Annotated in this window: 8 protein-coding genes and 1 pseudogene; 6 read left to right on the top strand and 3 right to left on the bottom strand. The window is 57.3% G+C overall.

The genetic code is table 11. The features are described 5' to 3' along the window. The 6 genes and pseudogenes from ACI2KS_RS06890 to ACI2KS_RS06865 form a co-directional block, all read left to right on the top strand. Positions 1–1111 (top strand): annotated as a pseudogene (locus ACI2KS_RS06890) (ribonucleoside-diphosphate reductase subunit alpha); the annotation flags it as partial. Between the two features lie 222 nt (positions 1112–1333). Then, complete coding sequence (locus tag ACI2KS_RS06885; RefSeq protein WP_404618453.1) at positions 1334–1504, top strand: YhfG family protein; 171 nt, start codon at positions 1334–1336, stop codon at positions 1502–1504. Further along, positions 1504–2115: a putative adenosine monophosphate-protein transferase Fic gene (locus ACI2KS_RS06880; protein WP_404618452.1), complete on the top strand. Its 612-nt coding sequence runs from the start codon at positions 1504–1506 to the stop codon at positions 2113–2115. The genes ACI2KS_RS06885 and ACI2KS_RS06880 overlap by 1 nt, the downstream gene beginning before the upstream one ends. A 658-nt stretch (positions 2116–2773) precedes the next feature. Beyond that, on the top strand, positions 2774–3691 hold the full coding sequence (locus tag ACI2KS_RS06875) for a ribonucleotide-diphosphate reductase subunit beta (RefSeq protein ID WP_404618451.1): 918 nt from the start codon (positions 2774–2776) through the stop codon (positions 3689–3691). A 252-nt stretch (positions 3692–3943) separates the two neighbouring features. After that, a complete protein-coding gene (locus ACI2KS_RS06870) occupies positions 3944–4477 on the top strand; it encodes an REP-associated tyrosine transposase (protein WP_404618449.1) in 534 nt (177 codons plus the stop codon). Positions 4478–4948: 471 nt separating this feature from the next. Continuing rightward, on the top strand, positions 4949–5491 hold the full coding sequence (locus ACI2KS_RS06865) for a Bro-N domain-containing protein (RefSeq protein ID WP_404618448.1): 543 nt from the start codon (positions 4949–4951) through the stop codon (positions 5489–5491). Between the two features lie 261 nt (positions 5492–5752). Here the strand turns inward: ACI2KS_RS06865 and ACI2KS_RS06860 are convergent, their stop codons facing one another. Genes ACI2KS_RS06860 through ACI2KS_RS06850 form a run of 3 tightly spaced genes read right to left on the bottom strand, consistent with a single transcriptional unit; the run spans position 5753 to position 6718 of the window. Continuing rightward, complete coding sequence (locus ACI2KS_RS06860) at positions 5753–5992, bottom strand: hypothetical protein (protein WP_404618447.1); 240 nt, start codon at positions 5990–5992, stop codon at positions 5753–5755. 4 nt (positions 5993–5996) lie between these two features. Next, the gene (locus ACI2KS_RS06855; protein WP_404618445.1) at positions 5997–6233 is read right to left on the bottom strand and encodes a hypothetical protein; all 237 of its coding nucleotides are present in this window, start codon (positions 6231–6233) and stop codon (positions 5997–5999) included. Beyond that, positions 6230–6718: a hypothetical protein gene (locus ACI2KS_RS06850; protein WP_404618444.1), complete on the bottom strand. Its 489-nt coding sequence runs from the start codon at positions 6716–6718 to the stop codon at positions 6230–6232. The genes ACI2KS_RS06855 and ACI2KS_RS06850 overlap by 4 nt, the downstream gene beginning before the upstream one ends. Between the last annotated feature and the right edge of the window lie 225 nt (positions 6719–6943).

Here is a 6943-nt window from a genome sequence, read left to right as displayed (position 1 = left end):
CTGCAACCTGGGCTCGATCAACCTGCCGAACCACATCAATGACGGCAAGCTGGACACCGACAAGCTCAAGCGCACCATCGACGTTGCCGTGCGCATGCTCGACAACGTGATCGACATCAACTACTACTCGGTGCCGCAAGCGCGCAACTCCAACCTGCGCCACCGTCCAGTCGGCCTGGGCATCATGGGCTTCCAGGACGCGCTGTACCTGCAGCACATCGCCTACGGTTCCGACGCTGCCGTCGAATTCGCCGACCGCTCCATGGAAGCCGTCAGCTACTACGCGATCCAGGCTTCCTGCGATCTGGCGGACGAGCGCGGTGCCTACGAGACGTTCCAGGGTTCGCTGTGGTCCAAAGGCATCCTGCCGCTGGATTCGCAACAGATCCTGATCGAAGCCCGCGGCCAGAAGTACATCGACGTCGACCTCAACGAAACCCTGGACTGGGCGCCGGTGCGTGCCCGTGTGCAGAAAGGCATTCGTAACTCGAACATCATGGCCATCGCGCCGACCGCGACCATCGCCAACATCACCGGCGTATCGCAGTCGATCGAACCGACCTACCAGAACCTGTACGTGAAATCGAACCTGTCCGGCGAATTCACCGTGATCAACCCGTACCTGGTTCGCGACCTCAAGGCACGCGATCTGTGGGACTCGGTCATGATCAACGACCTCAAGTACTACGACGGTTCGGTACAACAGATCGAGCGCATCCCGCAGGAACTCAAAGACCTGTACGCCACTGCGTTCGAAGTCGACACCAAGTGGATCGTTGACGCCGCCAGCCGCCGTCAGAAGTGGATCGACCAGGCTCAGTCGCTGAACCTGTACATCGCTGGCGCTTCGGGCAAGAAACTGGACGTGACCTACCGCATGGCCTGGTACCGTGGTCTGAAAACCACTTACTACCTCCGTGCCCTGGCCGCGACCAGCACCGAGAAGTCTACCGTCAACACCGGCAAGCTCAACGCTGTTTCCAGCGGCGGCCACGGCCCGGACGACTCGGCGATCACCGCCCCGCGTCCAGCCGAAGCTGCACCGGCAGGTCCTGCGCCAGTGCCAAAGGCCTGCGCGATCGACGAGCCGGACTGCGAAGCCTGCCAGTAAGGCAAGCGAACGCCTGAGCGGCAAGCTCACTCTCTGCAGGAGTGAGCTTGCTCGCGATAGCGGATACACAGGCGGTACTGAGACAGCAAAGATCCTCTGTAGCAGCACCGCTTGCCGGCGGTAACGACTTCAAAGACGCCACTACCGGCAAGCCGGACTGCTCCAGTTCTCAAACCTCCCGAGTGGGCTACACTCACTTTTTTACAGCCTGGAGGCCACCAAATGCCTGCTCCCTCTCTGGATGCCAAGAAAGCCTATTGCGCAAAGACGCGCAAATCCAACTACGCCGCCAGCCTTCGCCTTGAAGGTTTCGAAAGCTCCCCGCTGGACGCCGAGCGCCCTCTTCCTTCCCGTGAAGAACTGCTCAAGACCTATCGCAAAAAACAGGCCTGATGGTCGATAAATATGGCGCTGGCCAAGACCCCTACTGCCCTCCCGGCAGCACAGTGCTGCGTAATCGACTGGACCTGATCGACCCGCAAATTCTGGCGCAAGCCGAGCGTGACCTCTCCGAAGTGGCCGCTGAAACCATCGACTTTTCCCCGCCTCCTTATGATCTGCCCTACCTGCAAGCCATCCATCGCCAGCTTTTCGCCGACCTCTACGATTGGGCGGGTGAACTGCGCACCGTCGACATCTCCAAAGACCAGACGCACTTCTGCGTGACCAGCCGTATCGAGCCCGAAGCCAACAAACTGTTCAACGCGCTGGCCCAAGCAAACTGGTTTCAGGAGCTGGATCGCACCCGCTTGATCCACGCCAGCGCCGAACTGTTCGGCGACCTCAACGTCGTCCACCCCTTCCGCGAAGGCAACGGCCGTGCGCAACGCATTCTGTTCGAACACATCATCGTCAATGCCGGATACGAGATCAGCTGGTGGCCGGTCGAGCCCGGCGAATGGCTGCAGGCGAATATCGATGCAGTGGGCTGCGACTATGCGGGGATGATCAGGGTGTTCGAGCGGTGTGTCGGGCAGGCGATTGCGGTTGATTGCAACGGCTGAATCAGCCGTCGTGCGCCACGGTCAGCGCTGCATGGTCACCGCCTGTCAGGTATCAACCCTGGAACGGCTTCCTATGCATGGGCCCCGACCATCTCCTTCGGCGTCACTAACGCACGGCTATGCGTCCAACAGTGCGCCGCTCGACTGATTTCCGCGGCCTGAGCCAAGTCAATATCTACTCCACATGTAGAAATACCAGTGTGCGGAAAAACCACATCCTGTGTATTATTTCGCTACTCAACACTACATAGGCGATTAGAGGCCTATCCGTTGGTGTTGGGGGATGACACATCCAGCCAGCATTGACGAATATCCAACGATGGCTGACATGATGGACAGATTGGTCGCAAGGACACACGCGCGGAGCAAATTTCCGTATACTTGCGCCCCTCAATCAAGGACCACAAAATGACCACCTGCGCAGCCAAAGCCGGATTCACTTACTCGGCCCCAACGCCCCCGCGGTGTCAGTGTCCTGCTCCTCTCACGTGTAGCGGCCCTCGACCATAAACGCGGCCCTCATGTACCCCGAATAGCACTTTTTTTCAGAGAGCCTTCTCTCGACCGCCGTATTACCTGAATGCTAGCAACATCAGCAACCTGACTTTTAAATCCAACCGCTCGTCGCAAGGCGAGTTAACGCAGGAGCCTCATCACCATGCTGAGCTGGGACGAATTCGACAAAGAAGACGCCGCCGAACCCGCCAAAGGCGCCAACGCCGGCCATGCTTCTGAAGTCGCCATGGACAAACTCGACAGCGCCGGTGGTGCTGCGGCACTCGAAGCACGCAACATCACCGACAAAGACTCCGCTGCCCTGATCCGCGCGAAAAAAGCGCTGGATGCACTGGACGTCGCTGAAGGCCTGGCTGAACTCGAAGGCGCCGCTGCCCGCGTTGCCGTCGACGAAAAGCGCATGATCAACTGCCGCGCCGACCTCAACCAGCTCGTACCTTTCAAGTACGACTGGGCCTGGCAGAAGTACCTGGACGGTTGCGCAAACCACTGGATGCCGCAAGAAGTCAACATGACCGCCGACATCGCCCTGTGGAAAGACCCACAAGGCCTGACCGACGACGAACGCCGCATCGTCATGCGCAACCTGGGCTTCTTTTCCACCGCCGACTCCCTGGTTGCCAACAACCTGGTGCTGGCCGTGTACCGCCTGATCACCAACCCGGAGTGCCGCCAGTACATCCTGCGCGACGAATCCATGCACCTGAACTTCGGCATCGACGTGATCAACCAGATCAAGATCGAAAACCCGCACCTGTGGGACGCCGAAATGAAGGAAGAAGCCTCGCAAATGATCCTGCAAGGCACCCAGCTGGAAATCGAATACGCCCGCGACACCATGCCTCGCGGCGTGCTGGGCATGAACGCAGCGATGATGGAGGACTACCTCAAGTTCATCGCCAACCGTCGCCTGAGCCAGATTGGGCTGAAGGAAGAATATCCAGGGACTACTAACCCGTTCCCATGGATGAGCGAGATCATGGACTTGAAGAAGGAGAAGAACTTCTTTGAGACACGGGTTATTGAGTATCAGACAGGTGGGGCGTTGAGCTGGGATTGATTTGAATCTCGCCTACACCGCTTCAGAACAAGGGCTGCCAGAGATGGTGGCCCTTTTTGTTGGTGATGGTTCGCATTGATCGTTCCCACGCTCCGCGTGGGAATGCAGTTACTGACGCTCCGCGTCATAGGTGCGTTGGAGCGTCGTGCGTACCACCTGAAGCACCCAGCAACACCCGCTCCTTCACATTATTCAAGAACCTCACCTAGCCTTCGAAACTCCGCACCCCGCTTTAGATTCAAGGAAGAATCCATGGCCAGAAGCCGCTACGCCATCACTGAGATCGAAAAAACTCACTTCCTGAAATGCACAATTGTCGAATGGCTCCCCCTGTTTACTCGCCCCGCTTTGGTCGATATCGTGCTGAACACTTGGCGCTTTCAACAAGCTAATCAGGGCTTGAAGCTCTTCGGTTATGTGGTCTTAGAAAACCATCTGCACTATCTCGCTCAATCCCCCGACCTCGCGAAGTCCGTAGCGGGTTTCAAATCTTTCACAGCGCGCAACATCATCACCCATCTCGAAGATGCTAGAGCCGAAAGTACGCTCAGGCGACTGCGCTTTGCCAAGCGGGGGCACAAGCTCGACCGGGTATACCAAGTCTGGCAGGAAGGCGCACACGCCGAATTGGTTTATAGCGAAAGCGTGATGCGACAAAAGCTCGATTACATTCACCACAACCCAGTGAAACGAGGCTATGTCGATCTTGGAGAACATTGGAGATATTCGAGTGCGCGGAATTATCAAGGGCAACCGGGACTGATTGATATTCAGCGGTGGTATTAGTCGACGCGGAGCGTCAGGGGCTGCATTCCCACGCGGAGCGTGGGAACGATCGTTACAGAAATTTCAAACCTACATATTCAACACCCAGCTCACCCTAACTATTTTCTTGAGTTCCTGATTCATACCCCAGTGTTGACGCTTGTCGCGAGATGATGGATGTCACCCGCCTAGGCGAATTTTCGGAAACATCCTACGAGGTCCAACCTTGCCTAGGCGAAGCTTGCCCCCTACCCTGCGTCGGCGCCTAAGAAACGCAACAGAAGTTCACAAGTAGCGGCTTGACCGCTCCCGACATATGCGGTTTTTTTTGCACCTGCGGCCCTCGGCTGCGCGTTCAAAAATATCTCTGCCATGTCGGGAGTGGACGAATAAAAGACCCGTGAGGGGAATAAGTCCGGCCTGTTTACTACTTTGGGGTTTCTTAGCTCCCGACACCCTAGCCATGGAAGGCTTTCAGTAGAGATAAGGACAATGACAAATAGTCTCGTACCCACCACCTTCCACCGCCATAACCGCCCCCTGCGCACCCTCCTCGTCGAATCCCAAGTCTGGTTTTGCGCTCGCGAGATGGGCCGCTTGATGGGCTGGCCTCTGAATGATCGCACCACGCGCAAGCTCGATCCTGATCAGCGTCGAGTGATGACCCTGATCCAATCCACCGGTGAAGAACCCGAGCTGATGGTCAGCGAATCGGGCGTGTATGCGCTGTTGGTCCACCACTATCACCCAGAGAACAGCGAGCTGCGGCGGTGGATCACCAATGAGGTGGTGCCGTCTCTGCGCGATGAGTGCGTGGCGCCGCAGGCGTGCAGTCCTTGTTTGAGTTTTCTGCAGTGGCCGGGGGTGTCGGTGAGTATGTTGCATTGGCGCAGTGAGCCGTGGATTCGGCTGCGGGATATGCCGAAGGTGTTGGCGGTGGATGAGCGGGAGGGTGACGGTCGGGGGCATGTTGCGGGACGCAGATCACAAGCCTCTTGGTGGCGCACGGCGGTGCAGGTTTTGCGGCTGGGGTGAAGTGGGCGTGCAGATGGCGACGCGGTCTACCTGGAGAATCCGTGTCGTCCTGAGGTGCTGCCGCTGCGCGGCAAATCGTCGGCAAGCCGGCCTCCTACGGCCTTCGGCCGCAATCAAAAGCGGGCGCTGTTTCGACTCTAGCGTGGCGGTGACCGAGTTGCAGGAGAAGCTGGGCGCATGAACGGTAGCGGGACTTAATGTTCGAAACGCTGCAGTGTGGCTTGCGATCCAAGAATGGATTGTTTCGCAAGGCGTGTTCCCCTATTTGTAATTACCACCGTATTTATCGCAGTTGAACCACAGTTCCAAGCCCGTGCACCAAGCGACGACGAAAGCCCAGACGTAGGCATCGTCAAGCTGCTGTTCGAGGATGAGCGCCGCGGTGGCGCCAGAGACGATAAGGATGAGGCCGATACGTTTGCGCTGCTTTTTGTAGCGGAGCTTGTAGTTGGTCAGGTGAAACGCGGTGAAGGCCAGGCATAGCCCCAGGACCATGAGCATGGCGTCAGGACTCCTCTTCGGAGAATCGGTCACGCTCTTCAAACAGCCATAGGCCGCAGTAACCCATCATCCCCAGCGCCATGAACCATTCGTGACTTTTATCCGAAAGTTTGAAGAGCGCGCCCCATCCAAGGATTGCCATTCCCACCCCTGACCACTTTCGCAAACGTCGGGACTTGAGCCTGTAGACCAACCAGAAGCTGATTGTCATGCCAAGGCCGAAGATGATCGGCAGTGTCATCTCAGACCTCCTTGAGCCTTGATCAGCATTGCTCTTGAGGAGTGTTGGGGTCCGATCCCTCCTGCTACGCTTGCCTGGACAGCGACAATTACATCTCCTGCGTGCCGCGTTTCGAGCACGGAATCCATGGCAAATCCGGCAGCAGTCCCTACAGCCGTTCTTGCTTTCAACCACCCAACCGGGAGTGCCACCGCCGCCGCTGCCCCAACGGCCTTTGAAACAGCATCATTTTGATCATTGAACAGGTCCGCTTGTTTACGCGTCAGCGGATGAGAAATTGCGACCATCATTTCGCATGCCCGATTTTGGGCAAGCATGCGGTCGTAAGTTTCAGTCACGAAGTCGTGAACCCTCCAGCACTCCCTGTGTGCATCCAGAAAGTTGAGTGTTCGAAGAGCGACTCGATCTCCAGACATCACAGTGAAACGGGTGACGGTGAAAAAAACGTCGAAGTGACCGAAATAGTGGTTCCTTTCCTGTTTCATAAGATCTGCCCTTCGGTGTCGAGAGGGCGCATGTTGCGTCAGGGAATCGTGCTCTGGAATGCCGTCCCCGCTGAAAAAGACCGGCCTTACGTGTGCTTCGGAGAGATCCTACGAAAACTGGTAATAAGGAACCGGGAACGACAGCGACACGCGGACCTGCATGCTTTGCATAAACGAGTCGTCCGGATTACTGCCGCTGCGCGGCAAATCGTCGGCAAGCCGGCC

Source organism: Pseudomonas sp. NPDC087358 (assembly GCF_044900785.1).
Taxonomy (GTDB): domain Bacteria; phylum Pseudomonadota; class Gammaproteobacteria; order Pseudomonadales; family Pseudomonadaceae; genus Aquipseudomonas.
Note: the sequence above shows the minus strand (reverse complement) of the source record. Positions and strands in the feature narration are given on the sequence as shown.